At 57.6% G+C, this 24973-nt stretch carries 29 protein-coding genes and 1 tRNA gene; 18 read left to right on the plus strand and 12 right to left on the minus strand.

Annotated features, from left to right (window positions below; all coding sequences use genetic code 11):
• The first annotated feature begins 71 nt into the window (after window positions 1–71).
• Window positions 72–1040: an Nmad3 family putative nucleotide modification protein gene (locus tag AAAH10_RS06110; protein WP_343561621.1), complete on the plus strand. Its 969-nt coding sequence runs from the start codon at window positions 72–74 to the stop codon at window positions 1038–1040.
• A 142-nt stretch (window positions 1041–1182) separates the two neighbouring features.
• Here the strand turns inward: AAAH10_RS06110 and AAAH10_RS06115 are convergent, their stop codons facing one another.
• Window positions 1183–2010 carry an SDR family NAD(P)-dependent oxidoreductase gene (locus AAAH10_RS06115; protein ID WP_343561623.1) on the minus strand — a complete coding sequence of 276 codons (828 nt, stop codon included), beginning with the start codon at window positions 2008–2010 and terminating at the stop codon, window positions 1183–1185.
• A 114-nt stretch (window positions 2011–2124) separates the two neighbouring features.
• Window positions 2125–2598, minus strand: a complete 474-nt coding sequence (locus AAAH10_RS06120; RefSeq protein ID WP_343561625.1) for an Lrp/AsnC family transcriptional regulator — start codon at window positions 2596–2598, stop codon at window positions 2125–2127.
• 100 nt (window positions 2599–2698) lie between these two features.
• Between AAAH10_RS06120 and AAAH10_RS06125 the strand changes: the two genes are divergently transcribed.
• A complete protein-coding gene (locus AAAH10_RS06125; RefSeq protein WP_343561627.1) occupies window positions 2699–3784 on the plus strand; it encodes a diaminopropionate ammonia-lyase in 1086 nt (361 codons plus the stop codon).
• A complete protein-coding gene (locus AAAH10_RS06130; RefSeq protein ID WP_343561631.1) occupies window positions 3768–4997 on the plus strand; it encodes a Zn-dependent hydrolase in 1230 nt (409 codons plus the stop codon). The genes AAAH10_RS06125 and AAAH10_RS06130 overlap by 17 nt, the downstream gene beginning before the upstream one ends.
• Before the next feature lie 217 nt (window positions 4998–5214).
• Here the strand turns inward: AAAH10_RS06130 and AAAH10_RS06135 are convergent, their stop codons facing one another.
• From AAAH10_RS06135 to AAAH10_RS06155, 5 genes are all read right to left on the minus strand, one after another.
• The gene (locus tag AAAH10_RS06135) at window positions 5215–5526 is read right to left on the minus strand and encodes a non-heme iron oxygenase ferredoxin subunit (protein ID WP_343561633.1); all 312 of its coding nucleotides are present in this window, start codon (window positions 5524–5526) and stop codon (window positions 5215–5217) included.
• Window positions 5527–5536: 10 nt separating this feature from the next.
• Window positions 5537–6832, minus strand: coding sequence for a M24 family metallopeptidase (locus AAAH10_RS06140; RefSeq protein WP_343561635.1), 1296 nt, complete (start codon window positions 6830–6832; stop codon window positions 5537–5539).
• A 74-nt stretch (window positions 6833–6906) separates the two neighbouring features.
• Window positions 6907–7746, minus strand: coding sequence for a 3-methyl-2-oxobutanoate hydroxymethyltransferase (locus tag AAAH10_RS06145; protein WP_343561637.1), 840 nt, complete (start codon window positions 7744–7746; stop codon window positions 6907–6909).
• A 16-nt stretch (window positions 7747–7762) separates the two neighbouring features.
• A complete protein-coding gene (locus AAAH10_RS06150) occupies window positions 7763–8791 on the minus strand; it encodes a fatty acid desaturase (protein ID WP_343561639.1) in 1029 nt (342 codons plus the stop codon).
• A gap of 203 nt (window positions 8792–8994) precedes the next feature.
• On the minus strand, window positions 8995–9771 hold the full coding sequence (locus AAAH10_RS06155; RefSeq protein ID WP_343561641.1) for a class II aldolase and adducin N-terminal domain-containing protein: 777 nt from the start codon (window positions 9769–9771) through the stop codon (window positions 8995–8997).
• A 231-nt stretch (window positions 9772–10002) separates the two neighbouring features.
• Here AAAH10_RS06155 and AAAH10_RS06160 point away from each other — a divergent pair, with 231 nt between their 5' ends.
• A complete protein-coding gene (locus AAAH10_RS06160; protein WP_343561643.1) occupies window positions 10003–10896 on the plus strand; it encodes a LysR family transcriptional regulator in 894 nt (297 codons plus the stop codon).
• Between the two features lie 167 nt (window positions 10897–11063).
• Window positions 11064–11234: a hypothetical protein gene (locus AAAH10_RS06165; protein ID WP_343561645.1), complete on the plus strand. Its 171-nt coding sequence runs from the start codon at window positions 11064–11066 to the stop codon at window positions 11232–11234.
• A 71-nt stretch (window positions 11235–11305) separates the two neighbouring features.
• Here the strand turns inward: AAAH10_RS06165 and AAAH10_RS06170 are convergent, their stop codons facing one another.
• Window positions 11306–11482 carry a hypothetical protein gene (locus AAAH10_RS06170; protein ID WP_343561647.1) on the minus strand — a complete coding sequence of 59 codons (177 nt, stop codon included), beginning with the start codon at window positions 11480–11482 and terminating at the stop codon, window positions 11306–11308.
• Between the two features lie 301 nt (window positions 11483–11783).
• Here AAAH10_RS06170 and moaA point away from each other — a divergent pair, with 301 nt between their 5' ends.
• From moaA to AAAH10_RS06230, 12 genes are all read left to right on the plus strand, one after another.
• The gene (gene moaA / locus AAAH10_RS06175) at window positions 11784–12776 is read left to right on the plus strand and encodes a GTP 3',8-cyclase MoaA (protein ID WP_343562476.1); all 993 of its coding nucleotides are present in this window, start codon (window positions 11784–11786) and stop codon (window positions 12774–12776) included.
• Between the two features lie 291 nt (window positions 12777–13067).
• Entirely contained in the window at window positions 13068–13232 is a 165-nt protein-coding gene (locus tag AAAH10_RS06180) for a hypothetical protein (RefSeq protein WP_343561649.1), read from the plus strand.
• Between the two features lie 321 nt (window positions 13233–13553).
• Window positions 13554–14642 (plus strand): quaternary amine ABC transporter ATP-binding protein, encoded by a 1089-nt coding sequence (locus AAAH10_RS06185; RefSeq protein WP_343561651.1) that lies wholly within the window; start codon window positions 13554–13556, stop codon window positions 14640–14642.
• A gap of 9 nt (window positions 14643–14651) precedes the next feature.
• Window positions 14652–15590 carry an ABC transporter permease gene (locus AAAH10_RS06190; protein ID WP_343561653.1) on the plus strand — a complete coding sequence of 313 codons (939 nt, stop codon included), beginning with the start codon at window positions 14652–14654 and terminating at the stop codon, window positions 15588–15590.
• Window positions 15591–15668: 78 nt separating this feature from the next.
• Window positions 15669–16661: a glycine betaine/L-proline ABC transporter substrate-binding protein ProX gene (proX, locus tag AAAH10_RS06195; RefSeq protein WP_343561655.1), complete on the plus strand. Its 993-nt coding sequence runs from the start codon at window positions 15669–15671 to the stop codon at window positions 16659–16661.
• Window positions 16662–17015: 354 nt separating this feature from the next.
• Window positions 17016–17636 carry a DUF2975 domain-containing protein gene (locus AAAH10_RS06200; protein WP_343561657.1) on the plus strand — a complete coding sequence of 207 codons (621 nt, stop codon included), beginning with the start codon at window positions 17016–17018 and terminating at the stop codon, window positions 17634–17636.
• Between the two features lie 9 nt (window positions 17637–17645).
• The gene (locus AAAH10_RS06205; protein WP_343561659.1) at window positions 17646–17864 is read left to right on the plus strand and encodes a helix-turn-helix domain-containing protein; all 219 of its coding nucleotides are present in this window, start codon (window positions 17646–17648) and stop codon (window positions 17862–17864) included.
• Between the two features lie 57 nt (window positions 17865–17921).
• Window positions 17922–18434: a hypothetical protein gene (locus tag AAAH10_RS06210; protein WP_343561661.1), complete on the plus strand. Its 513-nt coding sequence runs from the start codon at window positions 17922–17924 to the stop codon at window positions 18432–18434.
• Window positions 18435–18477: 43 nt separating this feature from the next.
• A complete protein-coding gene (locus tag AAAH10_RS06215; protein WP_343561662.1) occupies window positions 18478–19128 on the plus strand; it encodes a hypothetical protein in 651 nt (216 codons plus the stop codon).
• 36 nt (window positions 19129–19164) lie between these two features.
• The gene (locus AAAH10_RS06220; RefSeq protein ID WP_343561664.1) at window positions 19165–19938 is read left to right on the plus strand and encodes a hypothetical protein; all 774 of its coding nucleotides are present in this window, start codon (window positions 19165–19167) and stop codon (window positions 19936–19938) included.
• A 216-nt stretch (window positions 19939–20154) separates the two neighbouring features.
• The gene (locus AAAH10_RS06225; protein WP_343561666.1) at window positions 20155–20658 is read left to right on the plus strand and encodes a hypothetical protein; all 504 of its coding nucleotides are present in this window, start codon (window positions 20155–20157) and stop codon (window positions 20656–20658) included.
• Between the two features lie 128 nt (window positions 20659–20786).
• Entirely contained in the window at window positions 20787–21371 is a 585-nt protein-coding gene (locus AAAH10_RS06230; RefSeq protein WP_343561668.1) for a hypothetical protein, read from the plus strand.
• 277 nt (window positions 21372–21648) lie between these two features.
• On the opposite strand, the gene AAAH10_RS06235 is transcribed toward AAAH10_RS06230, so the two are convergent.
• Together AAAH10_RS06235 and AAAH10_RS06240 are read right to left on the minus strand one after the other, a co-directional pair.
• A complete protein-coding gene (locus AAAH10_RS06235) occupies window positions 21649–22335 on the minus strand; it encodes an NUDIX hydrolase (protein ID WP_343561670.1) in 687 nt (228 codons plus the stop codon).
• Window positions 22336–22377: 42 nt separating this feature from the next.
• Window positions 22378–23313, minus strand: a complete 936-nt coding sequence (locus AAAH10_RS06240) for an oxidoreductase (protein ID WP_343561672.1) — start codon at window positions 23311–23313, stop codon at window positions 22378–22380.
• 85 nt (window positions 23314–23398) lie between these two features.
• On the opposite strand from AAAH10_RS06240, the gene AAAH10_RS06245 reads away from it, so the two are divergent.
• Window positions 23399–23935: a TetR/AcrR family transcriptional regulator gene (locus AAAH10_RS06245; RefSeq protein ID WP_343561674.1), complete on the plus strand. Its 537-nt coding sequence runs from the start codon at window positions 23399–23401 to the stop codon at window positions 23933–23935.
• A 109-nt stretch (window positions 23936–24044) separates the two neighbouring features.
• Here the strand turns inward: AAAH10_RS06245 and AAAH10_RS06250 are convergent.
• Window positions 24045–24121, minus strand: a tRNA-Met gene (locus AAAH10_RS06250).
• 346 nt (window positions 24122–24467) lie between these two features.
• Window positions 24468–24842: a YybH family protein gene (locus AAAH10_RS06255; RefSeq protein WP_343561676.1), complete on the minus strand. Its 375-nt coding sequence runs from the start codon at window positions 24840–24842 to the stop codon at window positions 24468–24470.
• Between the last annotated feature and the right edge of the window lie 131 nt (window positions 24843–24973).

The following is a 24973-nucleotide window of genomic DNA, read 5'->3' on the forward strand; positions in this document are numbered from 1 at the left end:
TGGATCAAACCGCATGGATCAATCCGGGTCGGGCAAACAGAAGCAAGGCACAGGCAGGCCGGAACCACAGCATGAAGATCATCCTCAGCCGCAAGGGCTTTGACTCACAATATGGCGGTGTGCCCAGCCCGATCCTGCCCGATGGCACACTGCTGCCCTTCTCCATCCCCGATCCCCATGGCCCGATCTGCTACAGCGATATCGGGCAGGACAACAGCGCAGGCGGCCTGTGCCCGGTCCCTGATGACAGTCTCGCACAGCGACTGGAACGGGCCACGCGCGGCAGACTGACGGGGGCTGATCGCACACATCTGGACCCCGACCTGAACACGACAGACCGCCCGCGGGCTGAAAACTGGCGTCCGGCCTTCGGGCAAACGGGATCGGCAGAGGGACACCTGCGCAAACAGGGTATCGGGCGCGGCGACCTCTTCCTTTTCTTCGGCTGGTTCCGCCAGTATGACGCGGATCTGCGCCCCCTGCGCAACGCCCCCGACCTCCATGTTCTCTTCGGCTGGCTGCTGGTGGAGGAAGTGATTTCCATTGGCCCCCATACAGAAGCCTTCCGGAAAGACTGGCCCTGCTATCGCGAACATCCACACGCCCTGATACAGAACCAGAAACTCAACAGCCTCTATCGCGCAGCAGAACAGCTGCCGCGCTGGATCACATCTCCCAGAGGACCGGATGAAACCGGAAATCAAGACACATCCCTGTTCGCTCCGCTGCCCGGTGGCGGACTGTTTCCCACCCTCAACGCAACGCGCACTCTCACCGCCACGACACAGCAGGCCAACCCGACCGGCAAGCGCTCGCTCTGGCAGCTCCCGCACAGTTTCCATCGTCCCGGACAGGACGGTCCTGTTGCGCCCCTGAGCTATCACGGCAACCCGAAATTCTGGACACCCGCACCGAAGGACCGCCGCAAGAACCACGACTGGTTGCTGCAATCCGTCCCCAAGGGTCAGGAATTTGTCCTCGATCTGAAAAACCGCAGCGGACTGAAAAAATGGATCAGGGATTTGTTTGCAGAGGACTAGTCAGAGAAATCAGGCTTTTCTTTTGCGTTTAGCCCTTGCTGTTTTCCCCTTCCCTGTACCCTTTCATGATTTTCCCCGACCCCTTGCGTTTGATCCCGCAGAGCGCAACAGGCAGAACAAAAGGAACACATGCAGGCGCGCCTCATATCCCGCAGGGGACGCCGCCAGTGACAGGGAGATTGATCCCGGTGACATAGTTCGCCTGGGGGCCGGCGAGATAGGCAACGGCATTGGCCACATCTGCAGGCAGACCCGCATCGCGCAAGGCGACATTTGCGTAGCGGCGCCTTTTCATCTCCTCGACCGGGATGCTGTTTTCCCCTGCCAGACGGAGATTGGCTGCGTTGTGCATATCGGTTGCAATAAAGCCCGGACAGACCGTGTTGCAGAGGATGCCATCAACGCCGAACTCGGCTGCGATGGTTTTGCTGAGGCCCGTCAGCCCGTGCTTCATGGTGGTGTAGGCCCCGAAGCCGGCTTCGGCCCCCAGACTGCCGGTGGAGCCGATGTTGACAATCCGGCCTCCGCCCTGCCTTTGCATCAGGGGAATAACCGCCTGCGTCAGCATCATGGGCCCAAGGAGATTGACCTCGAAGCTTGCCTGCCATTGCCCGGGAGTGGTGGAGAGGAAATTGTCGGACCCAGCCAGCGATCCCGCATTGTTGACCAGAATATCAACGGCACCAAAGGCCGCCTGTGTCTGATCCAGACAGGCTGCGATCTCCTCCGGCCGTGTCACATCCAGCTTTACCGCCAGCGCCCGCCCGCCCCTGCTTTCGACAGCGCGCGCCAGTTCATCCAGCAGATCGGGGGTTCGGCGGTCCTGCCCGTCAATCCGGCAAAGCCCCTCGCGATCCGTGACCACCACTGCAGCACCGTCCTGCGCCAGACGCTCCGCAATGGCACGACCGATCCCCTGCGGCGCAGACGCCCCGGTGATCAGCGCAACCTTTCCTTCCAACGGTCCCATGCCCCTCTCCTCCAACTGCCTGTTTTCAAGAGAATGGGGTGTCAGGCAAAAGGATGCAACGGGATGTTTGCAGGAAGGCGGATACAGACCGCTCTTTCCCTTCTGCAACAGGGCTCAGGGCAGATCACACGGCACGCTCAGTCCCAGCTTGGTGACATTCATCACCACCGAAGTCCGGAAGCGGCGAACATTGGAGTTTTCAAAAAACAGCCTGTGTGTCAGCGCTTCAAAGTCCTGCATGTCGCGCGCGTTGCAGATCAGAATGAAATCGCTTTCGCCCGTCACATAATAGCATTGCTGGACCTGGGGATCGGACTTCACCCGTTTTCGGAAGGAATCAAGCTGATGCAGAGCCTCGCGCTCCAGCTCGACATACACGATAAAGGTCATCAGATAGCCGAGCTTTTCCGGAGCTACAACAGCCACTTCCTTCCGGATCACACCCGTGTCCCTCAGCTTTTTGAGACGCCTCTGTATGGAGGGGACAGAGAGATTGCACTCTTCAGACAGCGTTTCCAAACTCGTGCGACTGTTTTGCTGGACCAGCTCAAGCAAACGCATGTCAGCAGCATCAAGACTATCACTCACGATACAAAATCCTCATGATTTCACCCAAAAAACAAAAATAAAATCGCCAAACAGGAAAAAAAAGAAAAAAAACATCGCCAAATTCCATTATTTTTTCTGCATGACAAAAATCACAGACCTGAACTTTTCACCGGATTTCAAACGGGCCGTCCAGCACTTCAGGACCCTTGAGGGATACAGCAGCACAGCGCTTGAAACCCTGAAAACACCCTCCGGCCTCGAGATCCTTGCCAAGAACGAAACCAACCGGATGGGACTGGGGGCCTTCAAGGCTCTGGGTGGTCCCTATGCCATTGCCCGGCTCCTGCTCTCGGAATGGTCGGGACAGAGCGACACCCGCCTTGCCCCCGAGCACTTTGCGGATCAGGATTTTCTGTCCTTTGCTGCAAAACGCACCTTTGTAACAGCAAGTGCGGGAAACCACGGCCTGGGGGTCGCCGCCGGAGCCAGGACCTTTGGCGCAAAAGCCAGGATTTATCTGGCACAGACTGTTCCGGAGAGCTTTTCGGCCCGGCTTGAAGCCCAGGGGGCCGAAGTTGTTCGCAAGGGCGCAAGCTATGACGACAGCGTGACCGAAGCCATCCGCGATGCCGAACAGACCGGTGCGACACTGCTGGCTGACGGCACCTGGCCCGGCTACACGGACATCCCCAAGTATGTCATGGAAGGATACACCGTCATCGCCGAAGAGCTGCGCGAAGCCTTTGAGACATCAGGCCACTGGCCAACGCATGTCTTCCTGCAGGCCGGTGTTGGCGGGCTGGCCGCAGCCATCGCCTTCATGATCCGGGAAAACTGGGCCGTGCAGCCGGACATCATTGTCGTCGAACCCGAGGCTGCAACCTGCCTGCAGGCCAGCCATACAGCCGGAAAACCCGTCCGTTCGGACGGACCGGACAGCAACATGGGGCGTCTGGATTGCAAGGAACCATCCATTGTTGCCTGGCACACGCTGGAAAGCTGTGACGTGCTCTATGAAAGCCTGAGTGAAGAAGAGGGCAGCGCAGCAGCCGAAGCCCTGCGCGCACTGGGCCTCCCCACCACGCCCTCCGGCGCTGCGGGATATGGAGCGCTGATGAAGCATGACCGGAACCGCTCTTCGAACGCCGCCTTCAGGCCCCTCATCATCGTGACCGAATGCCCGGACACACAGGACAAAGGACAGGACAATGGCTCTTGCACTTAACATCGACAGTCACAGCCTTCTCGAAAGACTGAAGCTGCTCGGGGACCTTGGCCGGAAGGACGGCATCCTGACAAGGCTCGCCGCCTCCGATGCGGACAAGCAGGGACGCGATCAGCTTGTTGAATGGCTGCATGGCGCAGGGCTCGAGGTGCAGATCGACAGAATTGGCAACATTTTCGGCATCTGGAACGTTGAAAGCGACATTGCGCCTCTGATGATGGGCAGTCATATCGACAGCGTCATCAATGCCGGGATCTTCGATGGCTGCTACGGCGTGCTGGCCGGTCTCTCCGTGATCGAAGCTCTCAGGGCCTCCGGTCTGCAGCCCGACCGCCCGATTGTCGTGGCCGCCTTTACAAACGAGGAAGGCGTACGCTTTGCTCCGGACATGATGGGGTCCCTGGTCCATGCCGGGGGTCTGGATGCGGATCAGGCCCTGGCCACTGTCGGAACGGATGGCACAGTCCTCGGGGAGGAGCTTGCCCGCATTGGATATGCAGGCACAATGGAACCGGGCAGCATCGTGCCCTCCGCCTTTCTGGAAGCGCACATCGAACAGGGGCCCGTGCTGGAAGCAGAAGGCAAACTCATGGGAGCCGTCGCCAACCTGCAGGGCATCTTCTGGCAGAAAATCACCCTGTCCGGCGTTGCGAACCATGCGGGGACCACCCCGACACACCTGCGGGTTGATGCCGGGCTGGCCGCTGCAAAGATCATCACCTTTCTGAGGAAGCTGACCGACCGTTCAAACAGCGTCGCAACGGTGGGCACCATCCGCTTTGGCCCAAATGCCATTAACGTCATACCCGATTTCGCCGAATTGACCGTCGATCTGCGGGACCCTGACAAAGCGGTCTGGGAGACCCGTCAAAGGGACCTCGACAGTTTCCTGCAGGAGCTGGAGAAAAGCGATGGTGTGCGCATCAGAACCGAGCAGCTGGCCCGTTTCGAACCCGTCGTCTTTGACGAAGGCCTTGTTACAATGATCGAAGACAGCGCAAAGGCCCGACAACTGTCCTGCCGCCGCATGACATCCGGTGCCGGGCATGATGCACAGATGATGTCACGCCTCTGCCCGACAGCGATGATCTTCGTCCCGAGCCGCGCCGGTATCAGTCACAATCCTCTGGAACACACCGAAGAGGCCTCCCTCATCGCCGGCGCCCAGATCCTGCTGGACACAGCCCGGAAAATAGTGGGTTCAGAGGGATAACGCCGACCGCTTCACAAAAAACCGGAACCTGCCTCTGCACAGGTTCCGGTGAGTGGCGTGGTTCATCTGTCCTGAAGCACGCGTTAAAACAGGAAAGGCCGGACGCGGGATATTCTGTGGAATTGCGCCCGGCCTTTGTGGAAAGCGGGTTTTGAGCCAACCTGCTTTCGGAAGTCACAGGTCTTTCGACCCTGTTTCGCCTGTCCGCTCCGGCGCCCTAGCCCACCTGAACGAAGAGCTCCCCGTCCTCGACCTTGGTGGGATAGGTCTTCAGATCGACATAGACCGGTTCGGACAGGGCCTTGCCGGTAATAATGTCAAAGCGGCCGCCGTGAAGGGGGCATTCGATGATGCAGTCGATCACCAGACCGTCTTCCAGCGACTGCTCCTCATGCGTGCACATGATGTCGGTGGCATAAAAACCCTTTTCGGTGTTGTAGAGGGCATAGCCCTTGCCATTGTGGTTCCAGCGGATCAGATCTTCCTCGTCGATATCATCCGTTGCACAGGCGTGAACCCATTCACTCATTTTTCTTACCTCAACGTATCAGCAGTTCTTCTTCAAAGGGATAGCGGCTCAGTGTGATCGGGCCGCTTTCTGTCACCAGCACCTGGTCTTCCAGCTTGACGCCTTCGTGGCCGCCCACTTCACCGATGTAGCTTTCCACACACATGACCATGCCGGCTTCCAGCTCTCCGTCATAGAATTCGGGATGATCGGGGGAATGCAGGATCACGGGCCACTCGTCCGCCATACCGATCCCGTGTGCCATGCAGGGATAGGGCTGATCGCCGAAGCCCGCAGGCGGAATGTGCCGGTTCATCGCAATGGAGGAAAAGCTCGCCCCCGCCTTCATCAGCGGCGTGTTTTCCATCACCTCTGTCCAGGCCATGGTGTAGAGACTGCGCTGGTAGTCGCTCGGCTTGCCGGGACCACAGCGATAGGCCCGACTGACATCGGCACCGTAGGAGAAAGGCCCCACCATGCCGCAGTCAAAGACCACCAGATCACCGGCGCGGATCATGCGGCTCGAGGCCTCCTGCTGCCAGGGGTTCGTCCGCTCGCCGGAGGCCAGCAGGCGATAGTCCAGCCATTCCCCGCCGCCTTCGATCAGCGCCTGCCACATCAGCGCCCAGAGCTCCTGCTCCATCACCCCGTTTTTCAGGCCGTTGCGCATGCGGGTCATACCGTCCTCGGCCACCGCCAGCGTCATGTTCATGGCGAGGATTTCCTCGGGCGACTTGATCTTGCGGGCCATGGCCAGCACCGGTGCCACATCGGATACACTGTGTCCCAGATCAACCAGCGCCTGTTCCGCGTGGAAACCCGCGCGTTCAATGCCGATCTTCCTTGCCCCGCTGCCGCAGTGCTGGCGGATCAGATCGTCCATCTGCTTCGCCCACATCTGCGTCATTTCGCGGTGGTTCGGCCCGGCAAACATATAGGACAGCGGTAGCAGGTCCTCGCGGATTTCATCAATGGTCTCCAGCGTCGAGCCTGTTTCCCGCCCGGGTTCGCTGTCGAAATAGACAACCGGTCCCTCTGCCGGAATGAAGAGGTAACCCGCCTGAATGTGCATCTGGAACAGGGTGCAGTTGCGCACGCCCGTCGCATAGCGGATCGACAGCGGCTCGACCAGAATGATCGCATCCAGCCCCTGTCTGACAATCTGTTCGCGCAGGCGGTTCTGGCGATAGCGCCGCATGCGGGGCACATCGATCATGCCCTCGGTGTCAATGGCCTGCATGGGCGGCGTGATCATCGCCGCCTGTTCCAGCGTCAGCGGCTGGGGTTTGGCAGCAAAGGCCTTTGAATAGTCTGTGGCATCGTTCATTGAATGCTCATCTCCCTTGTAACCTCACCGTTTCTTTTTCCTGTTGCGGTGATGGTGGTCATTCATCCTGCGTGCTAGAGGTGTGGCGATTTCCAGTTCGCCAGCTTTTCGCGGAAGCGTTCGGCTTCCCCCGGTTTCATGCCCACGGTGTGCGCTGTATCGGGGAAGGTCCCTGCAACAACCTCGGCCCGGAAAGCCGTCACGGCCTGCTCCTGCTCGGCGCGAATGGCCTTGCGCAGCGACAGAACATCGCCCCAGGCCTTTGCATGGCGTGGCGGGTTCTCCACATCGCCCGCGATATCCACGAGGAAGGAGAAGATCACATCCCCGCCCGAACCGGACCCGATGGAATAGGTCACCAGTCCGGTGTGATCACGGATCATCTCCAGCGCCTCGACCGCGACGCATTCGATTTCACAGGCATAGGCTCCCGCTTCCTCCAGACGGCGGAAGCTTTCCAGCAGCTGCAGGGCCTCCTCTGCCGTCCGGCCAATGGTGCGCAAGCCTCCAACACGGGTAGAAAGACGTGGCACCAGCCCCAGATGCCCCTGCACGGCCAGCCCCTCGCCCGCCAGTCGCTCGACAGTCTTCAGACCGCGCGGGGTGTAGATGGCATCAGCCCCCTTTTCCGCACAGGCAATCGCTGCGGCCAACGCTTCGTCCTCGGTGACGTACTGCACCATGGTCTGGCTTCCGGTGACAAAGGTTTCGGGTGCGCCCAGACGCACAGCCTCGATATCCAGATCGGCAATGGTGATCACATCGACGCCGATCCCGGCCAGCATGCGGGCTTCCTCTGTCGTGGCCGCATCGACCTGTGTCAGCTTGCGCCCCCCGGCCTTCGCCTGTTGCAGATCGGCGACGGTCAGGTTGCGCCTGGCCGGATGACCGCCATAGGTATAGATGTTTTTCATCCTCTCCTCCCTTCGCCTACATGGTGCGCTTGGAAACGGACTCGATCGGGCCGCCATCCGTGACCATGTGTGGAGCCTGACGAATGGTTGGCGCCTTGGTGGACCAGCCCAGGGAACGGCGGAAGACAACAACCATGACCTCCCAGTTGACCCGCCAGAAACCGCGATCCGGCTCCGGAACCTGATCCCTGACCGCCACGGCCAGATCGTCCAGCGCATAAAACGGCACCTGCGGATAGAGGTGGTGTTCAACGTGGTTGTTCATGTTCATGTAAAGGAACTGCGCCAGCCAGTTGGTGGAAAAGCTGCGGGTGCTTTCCAGAATGGAGGGAGAGTTTTCCTGCAGCTCGACGTGCTGGATCAGTGTGAACAGCAGCATGACAGGTGCTCCCAGCAGTCGCGGGATCACCAGCAGCCAAACCGTCCACCAGATGCCATAGAAAGGTGCCGCAGCAATCACGGCATAAAGCAGCAGCATGATACGGGCGTTGCGGGTCATGCGCGGGAACTCGGATTCCGGTGTGCACATGCGCATGGTGTCTGTGTAGCGTTTGGTCGCCAGCTGGAAGAACACCAGCATGTGGAACCGCGCCAGCCCCAGGCCCGTCACCTCGGCCAGCCAGCCGGCTAGTCCCATCGGAGTGTCAAACGGCATCTGGCTGTCCTTGCCCGCATGCCATGTGAAGGTGTGGTGGTTGGTGTGGGTAAAGCGGCGGTGCAGCGGCTCCTCCATATAGAGGAAAGAGGTTACCCACAGCACCGTCTCGTTCAGCCAGCGCGAACGGAAAGCCGTGCCGTGCGCAGTCTCGTGACTGGCAGAATAGGCCGGGACAGTCAGGAGGACACCGTGCAGGAACATCGCAGGCCAGATCCACGCCGTGCCTTCGGTATAAAGCACCAGCGCTCCTGTCAGGCAAAGCGAGACAATCCACTTCGCCAGATAGATCAGCCCCGGCCGGTCAGAGCGTCTGGCCAGTGCTTTCAGTGTCTTCTTGTCAAGCTTGACGCCGGACGAAGCCGCGTTTGTCGGAACATAATCGGGCATGGGAAACTCCTCATTTCCGGCTGCGACAGGCAAGGGGGAAGGGTTGCCCCTGCTTGCACAGGCAGCCACACAGGTCGGATCCTGCGTTTTTTCTTGTCTTTGAAGGGGATTTATCTCCCCTGTTTCTTTTTGATCTGCCGGGCGCAGGGGAAGCCTTGCGGGCGACCTCTGTCAGTCCCGTTCAAAGCAGGGAACAGCGCAGATCAGGACGCGTAGTCGCTGTTTTCCTTGTCCAGAACGGCCTTGAGCTGGTCGAGGTGCTGTTCGGCCTGCCCCGGATAGTCATCCAGTTCCTGCGCTGTCTTTTCTGCAATTTCATCAGAGAGAACACGCAGTTTCTGTCCGGTCTGCAGGGCACGGATGTAGGTTTCAGCCGCACGCTCGAAATAATAGAGGCGGTTGAAAGCATCCGCGACGTTCTTGCCGATCACCAGCACACCGTGGTTGCCCATGATCATGACCTTCTTTTTCGGATCGGTCAGCATGCTGGCGCAGCGTGTGCCCTCTTCCTCGAAGGCCAGACCTCCGAATTCCTCGTCGATGACATAGCGGTTGTAGAAGGTCGCCGTGTTCTGGTCGATCGGCAGCATGTTGCTGTCGGCAAGGCTCGCCAGAACCGTTGCATGGATGGAGTGGACGTGCATCACACAGCGCGCGTGCGGCACCAGGCGGTGAATGGAACCATGCAGGCCCCAGGCTGTGGGGTCCGGCGCCCCGGGACGCTCCATGGTGTCGGGATCATTGGCATCCAGCTCCAGAAGATCGGATGCACGGACCAGGCTGAAATGCACCTGGTTCGGGTTCATCAAAAAGCGCGTGCCCTCGTCATTGACCGCCAGCGAGAAGTGGTTGGCCACCGCTTCGTGCATGTTCAGGCGCTCTGTCCAGCGGAAGGCCGCAGCCATGTCCACGCGCTCCTGCCAGTGATCAATGTTGGGGCGGGAAAGGTTTGAAACGTTGTCCTGTTTCTGTGTCAGCATGATCGTACTCTTGTGGTTCTCTGTTTCATCCGGCTTCCGGTTTGTCTTCCGGCCGCTTCCGGGTGTGTCTGTCGCCGTTTTTCCTGCGCGCAGACCTTCCCCTGATCAGAAGTCGTTGGGCTATTGTTAGTCCGGCCTGTGACCAATTGACCAACAATAAAATTCGTGCCAATAGATTAGTCATACTTATGCATAACTGATGCACACCTCAAAACAGGGAAAGCAACAGCCATGAGCCAATCGAACCTGCCGCCGCTGACATGGCTGCGCGCCTTTGATTCTGCGGCGCGGCACCTGTCCTTCACCCTCGCGGGGAAAGAGCTGGGACTGACGCAGTCTGCGGTCTCCCAGCACATCCAGAATCTTGAAAGCTATCTGGGGCGCGATCTTTTTATCCGCAAAACCCGTGCGCTGGACCTGACAGAGGCCGGAGCAAACTATCTGCCCGTGGTGCAGGAAGCCTTTGCCGTGCTGTCGCGCGGAACGGAAGCCTTCGTCGGTGGAGACCGGGGTCGCACCCTGCGCCTGCAATGCAACATGGCCTTTTCAATCTACTGGCTGACCCCGCGCCTGCCGCGCCTCTATGAAAAACACCCCTGGCTGGTGCTCAACATCATCACCCCGATCTGGGACCCGGAACGCAATGCCAGCTCTGCCGCTGTCGAAATCCGCTTTGGTCTGGAAAAGGGCATCTCTCCCTCCGCACAGAAGCTGATCGACGATCGCTTCTTTCCGGTCTGCGCACCGGACTATCAGGGCGGCGCTTTCGATCTGGACAGCGCCCGGCTCTTTGACTGTTCAGGCATCACCGGAAGCTGGAGCAGCTGGTTTGACAGCCGGAAAAAGCCCTTCACCCGCTCTGCCGAGATCAATCTGGGTTCAACCTTTGTGATCTCGCTGAGCGCTGCGCTGGCCGGAGCAGGGTTCTCCATGGGGCACCACGCCCTGACCGATGATCTGATCAGCAGCGGACAGCTGGTCGCCCCCTTTGATCACAGGCCCCGCCTGTCCGAAGCCTATTTCCTCATGCCCCCGGCCTCCCACGATGACACCCCGGCCAGCCGCGCCTTTGTCGAGTGGCTGAACGCGGAAATGGCAGTGAGTGGAATGGCGCGGGAAGTGTAGGGATAAACTGTGCCCGGCCTCGCCGCCCAGCAGAACAGGTGTGTAGAACAGCCCCATTGCCGCGGCAGCGATGTGGCTTGCGACAATATAGCAGATGTTGTATGCGTCGATTTGACGATAGAGTTCGTCTCTGCAGAAACCATGATGTAACAGCCTGGAAAGATACGATGACGTCAGAATCAATGAGCTGGTTCCCCATGGTTTTCTTTCCACTCAAGATCCTTGTGATCATCGTGGGCATGTTCTTCTCCATCAAGTGGCATTACGACCAGGACAGGAAGAAACAAAACGAAGCCTTGGACCGGGAACACACGCCCGACCAGACCGCTCAGGGATAAATCCGCCCTGGTCCGGAAAAAAGCCTTTCTTCAGTGCTGTACTGGCCGGAGCCAGTTTCTTTCCGGGCTGTTCACCGGACAATCAGAGCGGCTCTTCCGATCCGGACAGCGCCCGCTTCCTTGACTGTTTGAATATGGCAGACCCTTCGGGCAATCGGCTCAACAGCCGGAAAATACCAGCTTCTGCCCCGCAAACCTGCATCGCAATGACTCCAGCCATTTGCACCCGGACCTTTCAACACAGACATTTGGACAAAAACCATTCTGGCATGATGCCCGCAGGATCTGCACCCCACACCAATCCGTGATTTTAATCGACAGAAACAATCAGGTATTTTGTCTTTGCTGGTTGATTTTGCTCTGCGATTGAGCCATGTCATGGTGATCAGGAAAATTCTGTCGTGATATGACTGCGATCAACAGCAACAAAAACCGCCGCACCAAGGGGCGAGATCGCCGCGTTCAGGGCATACAGGATCGTTAGAGATGAGTTTGTTCACCCAGTCACAAGTCGTTCAGGCACCTGAAATCCAGTCCGGGCATCCGGGGATGATTGATCCCTACGGGCGCCGTGTCGATTACCTGCGCGTCTCCGTGACCGATCGCTGTGATTTCCGCTGTGTCTATTGCATGGCAGAAGACATGGAGTTTCTGCCGAAAAAGGACCTGCTGTCGATTGAAGAGCTGGAACGCGTCTGCGCCACCTTCATTGACCTGGGCGTCAAGAAGCTGCGCTTTACCGGTGGCGAGCCCCTGGTGCGCAAGAACATCATGAAGCTGTTCAACAGCCTGACACCCTATCTGGAAAGCGGACAGCTGCGCGAAATGACCGTCACCACCAACGGCAGCCAGCTTCACCGCTATGCCGATCAGCTGGTTGACGCCGGGATGAAGCGCATCAATGTCTCGCTCGACACACTCAACCGCGACCTCTTCCGCGCCATCACCCGCTGGGGCGATCTGGATCAGGTTCTGACAGGGTTGCAGGCCGCCAAGCGTGCCGGACTGGAAGTCAAGATCAACGCCGTTGCGCTGAAAGGCGTCAACGACAAAGAACTGAACACCATGCTGGCCTGGGCCGGTGATGAGGGCTTTGATCTCACCTTCATCGAGGTGATGCCCATGGGCGACATCGGCAATGAAAGCCGACTGGACCAGTATCTGCCCCTGACCGAAGTGCGACGCCTGCTGGAAGAACACTGGACGCTTGAGGAAAGCAGCTACAACTCCGGCGGCCCTGCGCGCTATCTGACGGTGAAGGAAACCGGCAAGCGCCTTGGCTTTATCACCCCCATGACCCACAACTTCTGTGAAAGCTGCAACCGTGTTCGCATGACCTGCACCGGACAGTTCTTCCTGTGTCTGGGACAGAACGAGGACGCCGATCTGCGCGCAGCCCTGCGTTCCAGCGAAGGGGATGAGCAGCTGCGCAACACCATTCTTGAAGCGATCAGCCGCAAGCCCAAGGGTCACGATTTCATTATCGACCGCAACAACCACGGCCCCGCTGTGTCCCGCCACATGAGCGTTACCGGCGGTTGAGGCGGTTGAGACGGAGACCCTCTCAAACCGCCACGCTGAAAGCACACCGAAAAACGCGCAGAACGGTCCGGTTTTCCGGGCCGTTTTTTGTTTTGGTTCCTGTTTTGATTTCCGTTTTGGTTTCCGTTTTGGTTTCCGGGGCATCATCGGATTTCCCGATCGCTCCGGTTCACTCCGATACACCGGAGCATCAATCCATCAGTATTTTTTCAGACAAAAACCATTGAAAAGATCTCGCGGCCAAACCACCTACTTACTAGTAGACACTTTCGGAAAAAGGGAGCGAAGAGAATGCATAACGAACTCGAATTGCTGTGCAGCTTCAATGAAAGGATGCTGCGGGATTACGGCCTTGAAAAGACTTCAATTGAAGACATTCAGTGCCACTGCAAAAGCCTTGCTGCCCAAAGCGCCCAACAAGAGACAGACGCGGGTGCAGACAAGACCCGCGCATAGATCGGAAGGCTGAAACAAAGCCCCGATCCGGATGTTGCCCCCTTCCCCCCCCGCGGGCAATTCCGACAGAAAGCGGTCCGGTTTTCCGGGCCGTTTTTTGTTTTTTGCCCCCAACAGGACTCACCTGTCCAATCCTCCTGCCGGCGGCTTTTCCGTGTAATTTCAAAGTCCTGCCTGTTCCGTGAAGAAAATTCCCTCCTCTGCCCTCCTGCCTCACACCCGGGGTGGTGAAGAAATCCTCTTGCGACTCTAGAATACAATTTGTATACAATTTGACAAACATGCAGTACACGAAAAGTATGCGGAATGAGGGAGGACCTGATGACAGGACCAACAGGAGAGGCCGTGATCACGTGCAAAAATCTCTGGAAGATTTTTGGTTCACGTGCCGATGAAGCAATGAAAGCCGTCCGGGAACAAGGACTTGGCAAACTGGAAGTGCGGGATCGCTTCAACTGCGTGGTGGGCGTTCAGGATGCCACCTTCGACGTCAATCGCGGTGAGATTTTCTGTATCATGGGGCTGTCCGGATCGGGAAAATCCACACTGATCCGTCACATCAACCGTCTGATTGAACCAACATCCGGGCAGCTTTTCATCGAGGGCCAGGACGTCAACGCGCTGTCTGCCCGCGAACTGCGCGAACTGCGTGCGGAAAAGATCGGCATGGTTTTCCAGAACATGGCCCTGATGCCGCACCGCACCGTGCTGGAGAACGTGTCCTTCAGCCAGGAAGTGCGGGGACACGATGCGAAGGAGCGCCGCGAAAACGCCATGCGCGCCATTGATGCCGTGGACCTCAACGGCTGGGACCAGAAATACCCGGACGAGCTTTCCGGCGGTATGCAGCAGCGCGTCGGACTGGCCCGCGCCATTGCAGCCGATCCCTCGATCCTGCTGATGGACGAACCCTTCTCCGCTCTTGATCCGCTGATCCGTCGCCAGCTGCAGGACAAGTTCATGTCCCTGTCCGCCGAGATGAAGAAGACCACCCTCTTCATCACCCACGATCTGGACGAGGCCATCCGCATCGGGGACCGCATCGCCATCATGAAGGACGGTGTTCTGGTCCAGGTCGGCACACCGGAAGACATCGTGACCAACCCGGTCGACGACTATGTCGCCGACTTCGTGGCCGGTATTTCCAAGCTGGAACTGGTCTCCGCCGGCAAGATCATGCAACCGGTCGAGGCCTACGAGCAGGAGTTCGGCCCTGTTGATCACAGCGACTGGCCCGAAGCCCATCCGGATCACTCGCTGGATGATCTGATCAACCTGTCCATCTCCACCCACCACCCGGTCATCGTCAAGGCAGACGGCAAGACCCTTGGCGTGGTCAGCAAGAACGCCCTGCTGCGCGGCATTCAGGGCAACGACAACGACGCAACAGACACAGCCCGGCAAGAGTGAGTGAAACCCATGGCAGAAGACAAACAGTTCGACATTCTCGACCCCTTTTCCTCCGTTGATCTGGGCATTGCCGACAGCGCCGACGGCGTCAAGGGCTGGGCCATCGCCAACCGCGAGGTCATCCAGCCGGTCAAACGCTTTTTCAACGAGATGATTGTTGGCATCGACACGGCCCTCAACGCCGTGCCGCCCTCGATCATGCTGCTCCTTCTGGTGCTGATTGCCTGGCAGGCAGCAGGACGCCGCGTCGCCATTCTGGTGGGCGTCCTGATGGCAGCACTCGGGTTCCTGGCGCCAAACGCCTGGGGGCTGGCGATGACAACGCTGGCGATTGTTGTCTCTGCAGTGCTGCTCAGCTTTGTCATCGGTCTGCCACTGGGGGTTATCGCGGGCAAGAACGATCGCTTCGAAGCCGTCATCCGCCCGGTGCTCGACACCATGCAGACCATTCCGGCCTTCGTCTATCTGGTGCCGGTCGTGATGCTGATCGGGATCGGAAATGTCTCCGGTGTGATTGTCACCATCATCTTTGCACTGCCACCGCTGATCCGCCTGACCTCACTGGGCATTCGCGGTGTGAACCCCTCCATTGTCGAAGCCGCACGCGCCTTTGGCGCCAATCCGGCGCAGATCCTCTTCAAGGTTGAGCTGCCACTGGCAACCAACACCATTCTGGCTGGGGTAAACCAGACCATCATGCTGTCCCTTTCCATGGTGGTCATTGCCTCGATGATTTCGGTCAAGGGTCTGGGGAACGAAGTCCTGCGCGCCATGGGGCGCCTCGATGCAGGCAAGGCTCTGGTTGGCGGTCTGGGGATCGTCATTCTGGCCATCGTCCTTGACCGGATCACACAGGGGATGGGGCAATCCGGTCGCGATCGCGGTCACCGTCACTGGTGGCAGGGCGGTCCGGTCGGCTTGCTCCTCCGACTGGTCGGAAAGGCCTGATCCTCATCAGCCTCCCCAAACCATTGAAAACCCCATTCGGACTTTGAACAGACATCCAGAAAAACAGGGAGAAACAGAATGTTCAAGAAAACCGCACTGGCTGCACTTGCAGCCTCCACACTGCTCGGCGGCACCGCCCTTGCAGCCGGAGACAAGCCGGGCGAAGGTGTCACCGTCCGCCCGGTGATCCAGCCACTGGTCGAGGAATTCTTCCAGGCGCGTATCGTTTTCCGCGCACTGGAAGACCTTGGCTACGAGGTCGAGGAACCGCAGGAGGTCCTGGCACAGACCCTGCACCTTGCACTGGGTACAGGTGACGGCGATTTCACAACCGTGTCCTGGGACGGCCTGCACAACAACTTCTTCGAGGAAGCCGGTGGTGATGCCGTTCTGGAAAAGACAGGTTATCTGGTGCGCGGTGCGCTGCAGGGCTATCTCGTCAACAAGTCCGCCTATGACGCAGGCGTACAAAGCATCGCCGACCTGAAAGACCCGGAAAAGGCAAAGCTCTTTGACGCAGACGGCGACGGCAAGGCCGATCTGGCCGGTTGTGTACCGGGCTGGGGCTGCGAGCGTGTGATCGAACACCAGCTCACCGAATACGACCTGCGTGACACCGTCAACCACAACCAGGGCGAATACAACGCGATTATCGCGGACACCATTGCCCGCAACGAAGCCGGTGAGAACATCCTCTACTACACCTGGACCCCCTACTGGGTTTCCGGCGTGCTGGCACCGGGTGAAAACGTCGAGTTCCTCAGCGTACCCTACACCTCCCTGCCGGGCGACAACGATGCCCCGACAACCTTCGAAGGCAAGAACCTCGGCTTTGCTGTCGACAGCATCCGCATCGTTGCCTCTGACGACTTCCTGGCTGCAAACCCTGCTGCGGCAAAGCTGTTCGAGGTCATGACCATCAGCGTGAACGATGTGTCTGCACAGAACAAGAAGGTTGCGGATGGCGAAGACAGCTCTGAAGACATCGACCGTCACGTCGAAGAATGGATTGCCGCAAACAAGGGCATCTACAACGGCTGGCTGGCCGTTGCCCGCGCTGCTGCCAAGTAAGCCCTTCCTTCATCTGTCGACCTGACGGGATCCGGTTGTTTTCTCCACCCCGTCTCAAAAGCGTCAGGTCGCATGATCAAAAAGCCCTCCCCCTGCCCGGTGAGGGCTTTTTGCCTGTCGTCCTTACCTCCTGCCCCGAACAGCTTGTATTTGCCCGGTTTTCCATTGTTTCCCCTTCATTTTTCAACACATGAATTTCATGCTAAAAATAATTTTTTTATCGTTTATCATTAAAAATATCTTGATTCAGGTTTCGATTCCCCTTTATAGAATGCTCAGAAGCAAGAGCGGGACAAGCGGCTGTTGAAGCCATCCCTGCTCTGTGAAAGTGGCCTTGAGGGTGAGATGGAAACAATGTCGATTTCGCATGAAGAGATTTCCAGAACGGGACGGCAGGTCCGCATGCTGTTCTGGGCTGTGGTGGGGTTTGGCCTGATCGGCTTTCTGGGACTGCCTGCCTTTGCTGGCTTTGTGATCGAGCCCAATCTGGACAACAACTGGATGCTCAGCAGCTACATGAGCCTTGATCTGCTGTTCTATCCGGATGAATTCGACCGGGTTCCATCCGATCACGCCCTGATGATCTACAGCTCGGCCCTGATGCTGACCGGTCTGATGATTGCACTGGTCTGGCAGATCGACCGCCTTTTTTCCCACTTCAGCAAGGGACTGATCTTCACCGATCACACGGTGGATCTCTTTCGCAATATCGGCCTGGTCCTCATCGCCCTTTTTGTCGGGAACATCATTGCCAGCAATATCATCGAATACGTTTTTGTCAGCTTTGAACTGGCAGAGATTGCAGAGGAACTTGCCGGAGAGGTGCCCCGGGAGATGGCCGAGGAGGAAGGCCTGCTGGAACATGTGATCCGTCTGGACTTTTCCTTTCTGCTGTCGGGTGTCTTTATTCTTGCCGTTTCGCGTGTGATGCGGCTGGGTGTGGCGCTGCAGGATGATGCAGATGCAACCATCTAGGAGAGCGCCATGACCATCATTGTCAATCTGGATGTGATGCTTGCCAAGCGGAAGATGCGCCTCAACGACCTGTCCGATCAGGTCGGCGTATCGGTCCAGAACCTGTCCATACTGAAAACGGGCCGTGCCAAGGCGGTTCGCTTTTCCACTCTGGAAGCCATCTGCCGTGTGCTGGACTGCCAGCCCGGCGATATTCTGGAGTACCGACCCGATCAGGATGCCCCCTGACCGGATCGGATTTGATGAAATCTTGGTCGTGAAACGAAGATTCGAAAGGAAAATACCATGAAACTCTTTGCAGTTTCCAAGAAAACTTTTCTGATGTCCGCAGCCTTCTGTGCCTTCGCCCTGTCCAGCGCCGCCTTTGCTGCCGACACGCCGGAGATCACCTGCAGAAACGTGCCGAACTACGCCGACAAATTCGGCGCAGAGGACAACCCCTTCTATGACATTGATGTCGACAGAACCCTCGCCCAGCTTTCAGAGGACGATGCCATCATCGCACGCGCCCTGAATGACAGGCTGGAACGCCTCTATGAAAAAATGGATGCCGATACGCAGATCGCCTACAGCACCTTCGAGGAAGCCGAGGTTCTGGAGGAGGAACTGGAGGAGCTGCTGGACGAGGCAGGCGTGGAGCCAGTAACGGTCAACCTGCTCAGCCCTTTGTCCTCTGCGGATCAGCGCAAGGCACTTGATCTCTGGTGCGACATTGCCGCCGGTCTGGATCAGCAGGAACAGGACCTGGAGCGAAAGCTCGACAAGCTGGACAGACTGCTGGACAGCAAGCACTCCTGATCCCGCCCCTCTCTCCTCTCCAACAAACAACAGGAGATTTATCATGGCGTTGAACTCTTTTGTGACGTCAGGCCTTGGTGCTGCCCTGCTTCTGGTTTCCGGCTGTGCGGCAACGGCAACATCGGCCGAATTCACTGCGGATGGCGACAGTCTGATCTTTACGGGGGAAATTGACGGCAACACCCTCGGTTCTCTCAAAAGAGCGCTGCGGGACAACCCGGGCGTCACCCAGATCCATCTGCTGGAGGTCCCCGGCTCTGTCGATGACGAGGCCTCCCTCACCGCCCTTGCCGATTTCATCCGCCGCAGGGACCTGATCACCGTCGTTCCCTCTGATGGTCTTGTTGCCTCTGGCGGAACGGACATGGCCTTGATGGGCACCACCCGGATTATCGAGGATGGTGCCTGTATCGGTGTCCACAGCTGGGCTGTCCCGACACTGCTGGGCTACGAGAGCGGCGCGGATGTTCCCGACAGCTCCCCCGACCATGATCTCTATCTGGATTTCTATGAAAGCGTGGATATTCCGGAAGACTTCTACTGGTTCACACTGGAGGCAGCAGGGCCGGAAGAGATCCACTGGATGTCACCGGAAGAAATCAATTTCTTCGGGCTGAGTGTCATTCCGCTGGATGAAAGCCTGCATGAAACCGACCGCCAGCGCGCGCGCCGCTGTGACAATCGCGTGTGGTGACAAGCCCAGCAAACCGGATGAAAGGAGCATGATTTCATGTTCAAACGATCAATCCTTCCCGCTGTTGTGCTGAACGTTTTTCTGCTTCAGACCGGACAGGCTTCGCAGGTCTGTCCGGGAACCGGACTGTTTGACAAGAGCGCCCTGGTCTTTGACAGCCTCGTCATCTGTGCAAAACCCGATGTTCCGGCAGCCAAACTGACCCATGCGGCACAGGTTGCAGCCGAATGGCTGGACAACGATGGCGATGGCCGGATCGACGAGCCCCGGCTTCTCGACAGTATGAAAAAAAGCAAACCGCTGCTGGTGATGAGCCAGTCGGAATTTTCCGAAAGGGACATCGAAAGGCTGGAAGACACACTGGATGACCGTATTGTCCAGGATCTTTACGGGCAGGAAACCAACCCCGGTGGCTCACGACGCGATGCTTCCCAGGAGGAAATCCACCACCTGGTCATCAATGCAGGCTGGGCCGTTCTCTACCCCGATATCTTTTCAGACCAGCCCCGTTCCAAAGTCTACAGAGCGTGGCAAAAAGCAGACCGGGAGGGCTACTACAGCTACAATGATCCCACCTGTGATGCCGCCTGCAAAAGCACGGAATTCTTCTATCTTGCGACAGCAGCCTATCTGGGATCGGACGCAGACCTGCACAGTGATGAAATGAGACTGAAAAACAGAAAGACCTTGAAAGACAGCCTGCCTGAAACAGTCAGAATCATTGAATCCGACGCGTACAGTTACCCGAAGTTTCACTGGCCGACCGGCCACTACAGCCACAGCAGCAACATTGTCTATTCCGGACTTTAACACCCCGGCAAGCCATGCTGCCCGATAAAAAGACAGGCGCACAGGAGAGCAGGCCCCCCTAAAGGGTCTGCCCTTTTTTTGTCATGGGACAAAAGATTCCAAAAAGTTTCATATGAACCCTGTATGTCATTCCTGCGACTGACAGAGCAGACAACTCCCTTTCCCTTCACCGGCTTTATGTGGTTCTGACGGCAACCGAACAGATTGGAACAGACCATGACCTCGCTGACCTTCCCGCAAAAAAACGCCGGATTTGCAGTCCTGCTCTGCAGCAGCCTGTCCCTTTCACTGTCTCTTCCCCTGAGCGCACTGGCGATTGAAGACGGCATTTACTGCCCGAATGTCACGAATTATGACGATATGTTCGGACCACAGGACAACCCTTTCTTTGATGTCGACGTAGAACAGACCATCACCCTGCTTCCCCCCCTTCAGGCAAAAGAGGCCCGGACCATCAGCAGGGAGCTTGAAGTGCTCAACAGGATGGAGGACCCGAACGACACAGAAATGGACCGGATGATCCGGCTGGAAGATAATCTTCACGAGATTTTCTATAAAGCCGATATCGAACCCGTTGTGGTCAACCAGCTCGCGCTGCTTTCAGCAAAAGACCGGAACCGTGCCATCACCCTGTGGTGCGAAATCGCTGCAGGGCTCTCGAGCCACGACAGCAAGGCCGTTGAAAAGCTGCAGGAGCTGAACAACGTTCTGGAACAGTAGCCGGGAACAACCAACGGCCCCAACAAGGCAGGGACAAGCAAGGCAGAGACACCGGTCTGCGAAAGACAAAGGCACACAGCCATCAAAACACCGGACAGGAAACACTGGATACAAAGACGCAGCAAGCCATGACAACACTGTTCCCCACCCCGTTTGTCTTCCCTCTTTCAGGGGCAGGACTTCGACAGTTCACACTCCGCAGCCTTCTCCTTTCAGGCCTGACAGCAACAGCCCTGCTGCACGGCTGGGACGCCGCAGCGGACGAACCCGGCCAGACCATCACCTGCCCGCAGGTTGCAGACTATGCCGAACGCTACGGCCCCACTCACAATCCCTTTTACGGGCTGGACTATGCAGCCACTGTCAACCGTCTGCCCGAGGATCACGCCCGAAAGGCCCGCCCTCTGCTGGAAGAGCTTGTCGCCCTGAAAGATCTTCCGGTGCTCGATGCGCAACAGACCAAAAGAAAGTTCGATCTGGAAGACCTGATCCACACCCATTTTTACGAGAGCCGGACAGAACCGGTGATTGCCTATCTCTTTGACGATCTGCCCGATGCCACCCAGCGCGAGGCAATCGGGCTCTGGTGCGAAATCGTGGAGGAGATTGCCCGCTACGAGGAAAGAATGGGGCAGAAAAACAAAAGACTGGACCAGTTGCTGCAACGCCAGACGCTTTCCCCCGTCTACGAACCGGAGGAAAAACGCCCCTGACGGACCACGCCCGACAGAGGGGACAAAAAGCCTGCGCAACAGCAGGACTGCACAGCTTGACGTGTATTCAACAGAGGTTCGGCCCCTCACGCCCACCGCTGGCTGATCCAACCCGACCCGCACAAAAACAACAGGCCCTCACAGCACAAAACCCTCCCGAAAGCGGGAGGGTTTCTTTCTGCTCTTCCAGCAGCAGCACACAAGACAGGCTTCCAGAAACAGAACCACAAGACAGCGCACACAAAGCCGGACCGGGAAACCAAAGGAAGCTTTTTTGTCAGACTCCTGCTTCCTCCAGAAAGGCCGTCAGCTTGTCGCGGATCACCAGAACGGACGGCGCATTGCTGTAGCGTTCCAGTTCATCCAGCGGGACCCATTTCAGGTCCCTGGATTCATGGGTCAGGCCCAGAGGCTGGCTGTCATCAGCCTCCAGCAGGTAGCGGATATCAAAGTGAAAGTGCGCCGGGTCTTCCTTGCGGGCCGGAATTTCGTGGATATCCAGATCAAAGACATCTGCACTGATCACCCGGATCTCGCTCAGGCCACTTTCCTCCCGGGCTTCTCGCAGGGCCACCACAAGGGGATTGCAGTCCCCGTCGGAATGCCCGCCAAGCTGAAGCCAGCGGTCCAGCTTGGCATGATGGGTCATCAGCAGTCTCGTTCGTGCGGGGTTCACAACAAAGGCAGAACCGGTGATGTGATCCTGCGCCGGGTCAGAGGCAAAGGCCTCCAGTCCCCGTTCCTCCAGCAGACGGGAGAGACGCACAGCATTGCTTCTGTCGCGCTCACTGCGGATGGCAAAGCGCCCTGCGTGCGGGATGGCAAGGAAGCAGCTTCCGCCCCCTTCCCCGTCTGATACTTTCCTGTCAGGCTGCCCTTCCTCCGGCCGCCCTGCGTTCGACAATTCAGAGCCTGACAATCCGGTGTCTGCCAATCCGGCAGCCTGCGCAAAACGATCCGCCATGTTCAAAACTCCTGCACCGGCTTCTGTCTGACCCTCACGATTTCAGATTCCCCATTTCAAATCAACAAGCTGTTCGCTCTTTTCCCACAAGCGCCTCTGAAGACCGAGATCCAGAGCATAATCCGCCACCCTGGCATCGCTCACTCGACCCCGGTATTCGCCGAGGAACTGGGGACCGTAATAGGCGCCGCGCTGCGCTTCCCAGCCTGCTGCGGAGAGAACAGTCGGGATGGCACCGGCTTCCGGCTTCTGGGCCACGATCCTGTTCAGCAGCTTCAAAAACCACTTCATCCCGCCGGTCGGCCCGGTGCTTTGCAGGTTGGTTGAGGCATAGCCCGGATGACAGGCAATGCAAACGGCCTTGCTGCCCGCTTCCTTCAGGCGACGATCCAGCTCGAAGGCAAACATCAGGTTCGACAGCTTGCTTTGAATATAGGCTTTCATGGGCGTGTAGTTGCGATCCGACATGAAATCGTCCAGATCAAGCTGCCCCATTCTGTGCACGATGCTGGACAGGACAACAATCCGCCCCTCTGCCACTTCAACACGATGCAGCAAAAGTCCGCTCAGCAGGAAGTGCCCCAGATGGTTTGCCCCCATCTGAAGGTCAAAGCCGTCAACGGTCTTCTGCTGTGGTGTCATCATGATGCCAGCGTTGTTGATCAGTGCATCAATCTTCTCGTACTTCTCCCGGATTTCCTCTGCTGCTGCACGCACGGAAACCAGATCACCGAGATCAATCAGAATGAGATCCACCTTGCCTTTGACAAGGGCAGACAGCTTTTGCCGGGCGGCCTCTCCCTTCTCGCGCGAGCGGCAGAGCATCACGATATCTCCCCCCTTTTCGCCCAGATAGCGGGCGGCCTCAAACCCGATCCCGGAATTTGCGCCTGTGATGACAAAGGTCTTCCCCGACAGATCCGGAAGTTGAGACGGGGTCCAGTCCCTGAAACCCGAGTTGCTGATTTTACGAAACATGAGCTATACCTGATACCGAGAATTGTAAGATGTGTTTGGCTTGTACAGGATTTACAATCCGAGTCCAAAGTGTCAAGGATGTGCAATGAAAATAAATTCTATGGCCGGAGATGTCCTTGGCCTGTTTGCGCAATACGGCTTCCGAAAAGTGTCGATGAGCGACATTGCCAAAACGGCAAAGCTGTCACGACAATCAATCTACAACCAGTTCGGCTCTAAGGAAGCGGTGCTGGAGTGGAGCATCAACAGCTACATGACGGACATGATCACCCATATTGCCGAAGTGCTGGAAAAACCGGCGGATCATCCCGGCGACCTGCTGGCAGAGGCCTTCCAGAAGTGGATGGGCAACCACGTCCCCATGCTGCGCACCACGCCGCACGGCAACGAACTGCTTGACATTGCGAACACATCAGCCGAGCACGTTATCAAGGATTTCGAACTGCGTTTCAGGGAAGCCATCACTGCCTTCATCGAAAGACATAGACTGGCCCCTCCCCATATGGCCGAGGAAACAGCCTATGTCCTCCAGATGGCCGGCAAGGGACTGCTGCACAAGGTCCACACCAGCGAGGACTTTGCCATCGGCATGCAACGCGTGCTCCGGGTTATTTTCAGGTAACGGCCGGAACCGGATTGCCGGGCAGCCTGCGGGCCGTTTTCAGCAGACTTTCAGACAGGAAAGAAAAAAGCCGCCGGAGTTTTGCAACTCAACGGCGGCTTTGGAATTCTGGTGGCGGATCAGGGACTTGAACCCCGGACACATGGATTATGATTCCACTGCTCTAACCAACTGAGCTAATCCGCCGAAAGCGAGGTCTGATTAAAACCTTTCCTCGCAGGGGTCAAGTGCTTTCACTGAATTTTCTGCATCTTTTTTTCAAAAACATGACAGTCTCTGCCATGGAAAAGGGATAACAGGGGAAAAGACCGCACAGACAGGTCAATGTTTGGGGACACCGGACCTGTTTTTCCCCTGCTTCTCCGATCAGAGTCTCTCTGCCGGATCACCGCAGTCTCAAGAAGCCTTGGGAGGAACCCCGGAGCCTGTGGAAATCCCGGACAGTGCAAGACGATTATGAGTGGGGGACGCCTTGCCCTGTCCCTGCCCGTCGACGCACGACAGGCAAGTCACCAATCCTCAGGGGAGAGGATCAGGAGGAGAGAGCCTCGAAAACGTCTTCGCGCAGCAGCGCTGTGCCGTCATTCTGCAGCACCCAGATTTCCTTGTGGATCACCCCCTGAGCCACGTTCATTTTCCAGCCGGACTGCAGCAGCACAGTGCGCTCGTCGATCACATCCAGCGCCGGATCAATGTATTCCACATCGCGCGCACCATCGCCGATCAGCTGGGTCCAGAAACCCAGAATTTCCTCGCGGCCACGGAAGGTGCCAAAGGGACGGGCCTGCATGACAGCATCTTCCTCGTAGGCCGCAGCACAGCCTTCCGGATTCTGGCTGTTGAAGGCATTTTTCCAGCCTTCGCTGGCTTTCTTCACTGCATCAAGCAGCGCCTGGTGTTCAGACATGTTTCCAACTCCTTGAAAGGTTGCCGCAGGGCCCTGTCTTTCACAGCAGCCCTGATCCTGGAGCGCAGATTAAATTGATTACATTTTTTGACCATATGCTTTATTTTGAAATCACTGTTTAGAAAAACTGG

The sequence above is a fragment of the Carbonatibacter coralli genome, assembly GCF_039592655.1.
Taxonomy (GTDB): Bacteria; Pseudomonadota; Alphaproteobacteria; order Kiloniellales; family Kiloniellaceae; genus Carbonatibacter; species Carbonatibacter coralli.

Excerpts from the sequence above, each read along its gene's own strand:
- AAAH10_RS06245 (WP_343561674.1), top strand. The coding sequence starts at position 23,399 with ATGAAAATAAATTCTATGGCCGGAGATGTCCTTGGCCTGTTTGCGCAA.
- AAAH10_RS06165 (WP_343561645.1), top strand. The coding sequence starts at position 11,064 with ATGACGTCAGAATCAATGAGCTGGTTCCCCATGGTTTTCTTTCCACTC.
- AAAH10_RS06220 (WP_343561664.1), top strand. The coding sequence starts at position 19,165 with ATGTTCAAACGATCAATCCTTCCCGCTGTTGTGCTGAACGTTTTTCTG.
- AAAH10_RS06125 (WP_343561627.1), top strand. The coding sequence starts at position 2,699 with ATGACAAAAATCACAGACCTGAACTTTTCACCGGATTTCAAACGGGCC.
- AAAH10_RS06235 (WP_343561670.1), bottom strand. The coding sequence starts at position 22,335 with ATGGCGGATCGTTTTGCGCAGGCTGCCGGATTGGCAGACACCGGATTG.
- AAAH10_RS06160 (WP_343561643.1), top strand. The coding sequence starts at position 10,003 with ATGAGCCAATCGAACCTGCCGCCGCTGACATGGCTGCGCGCCTTTGAT.
- AAAH10_RS06115 (WP_343561623.1), bottom strand. The coding sequence starts at position 2,010 with ATGGGACCGTTGGAAGGAAAGGTTGCGCTGATCACCGGGGCGTCTGCG.
- AAAH10_RS06135 (WP_343561633.1), bottom strand. The coding sequence starts at position 5,526 with ATGAGTGAATGGGTTCACGCCTGTGCAACGGATGATATCGACGAGGAA.
- AAAH10_RS06180 (WP_343561649.1), top strand. The coding sequence starts at position 13,068 with ATGCATAACGAACTCGAATTGCTGTGCAGCTTCAATGAAAGGATGCTG.
- moaA (WP_343562476.1), top strand. The coding sequence starts at position 11,784 with ATGATTGATCCCTACGGGCGCCGTGTCGATTACCTGCGCGTCTCCGTG.
- AAAH10_RS06185 (WP_343561651.1), top strand. The coding sequence starts at position 13,554 with ATGACAGGACCAACAGGAGAGGCCGTGATCACGTGCAAAAATCTCTGG.
- proX (WP_343561655.1), top strand. The coding sequence starts at position 15,669 with ATGTTCAAGAAAACCGCACTGGCTGCACTTGCAGCCTCCACACTGCTC.
- AAAH10_RS06200 (WP_343561657.1), top strand. The coding sequence starts at position 17,016 with ATGTCGATTTCGCATGAAGAGATTTCCAGAACGGGACGGCAGGTCCGC.
- AAAH10_RS06210 (WP_343561661.1), top strand. The coding sequence starts at position 17,922 with ATGAAACTCTTTGCAGTTTCCAAGAAAACTTTTCTGATGTCCGCAGCC.
- AAAH10_RS06240 (WP_343561672.1), bottom strand. The coding sequence starts at position 23,313 with ATGTTTCGTAAAATCAGCAACTCGGGTTTCAGGGACTGGACCCCGTCT.
- AAAH10_RS06225 (WP_343561666.1), top strand. The coding sequence starts at position 20,155 with ATGACCTCGCTGACCTTCCCGCAAAAAAACGCCGGATTTGCAGTCCTG.
- AAAH10_RS06130 (WP_343561631.1), top strand. The coding sequence starts at position 3,768 with ATGGCTCTTGCACTTAACATCGACAGTCACAGCCTTCTCGAAAGACTG.
- AAAH10_RS06190 (WP_343561653.1), top strand. The coding sequence starts at position 14,652 with ATGGCAGAAGACAAACAGTTCGACATTCTCGACCCCTTTTCCTCCGTT.
- AAAH10_RS06255 (WP_343561676.1), bottom strand. The coding sequence starts at position 24,842 with ATGTCTGAACACCAGGCGCTGCTTGATGCAGTGAAGAAAGCCAGCGAA.
- AAAH10_RS06205 (WP_343561659.1), top strand. The coding sequence starts at position 17,646 with ATGACCATCATTGTCAATCTGGATGTGATGCTTGCCAAGCGGAAGATG.
- AAAH10_RS06170 (WP_343561647.1), bottom strand. The coding sequence starts at position 11,482 with ATGTCTGTGTTGAAAGGTCCGGGTGCAAATGGCTGGAGTCATTGCGAT.
- AAAH10_RS06150 (WP_343561639.1), bottom strand. The coding sequence starts at position 8,791 with ATGCCCGATTATGTTCCGACAAACGCGGCTTCGTCCGGCGTCAAGCTT.
- AAAH10_RS06155 (WP_343561641.1), bottom strand. The coding sequence starts at position 9,771 with ATGCTGACACAGAAACAGGACAACGTTTCAAACCTTTCCCGCCCCAAC.
- AAAH10_RS06140 (WP_343561635.1), bottom strand. The coding sequence starts at position 6,832 with ATGAACGATGCCACAGACTATTCAAAGGCCTTTGCTGCCAAACCCCAG.
- AAAH10_RS06215 (WP_343561662.1), top strand. The coding sequence starts at position 18,478 with ATGGCGTTGAACTCTTTTGTGACGTCAGGCCTTGGTGCTGCCCTGCTT.
- AAAH10_RS06145 (WP_343561637.1), bottom strand. The coding sequence starts at position 7,746 with ATGAAAAACATCTATACCTATGGCGGTCATCCGGCCAGGCGCAACCTG.
- AAAH10_RS06110 (WP_343561621.1), top strand. The coding sequence starts at position 72 with ATGAAGATCATCCTCAGCCGCAAGGGCTTTGACTCACAATATGGCGGT.
- AAAH10_RS06230 (WP_343561668.1), top strand. The coding sequence starts at position 20,787 with ATGACAACACTGTTCCCCACCCCGTTTGTCTTCCCTCTTTCAGGGGCA.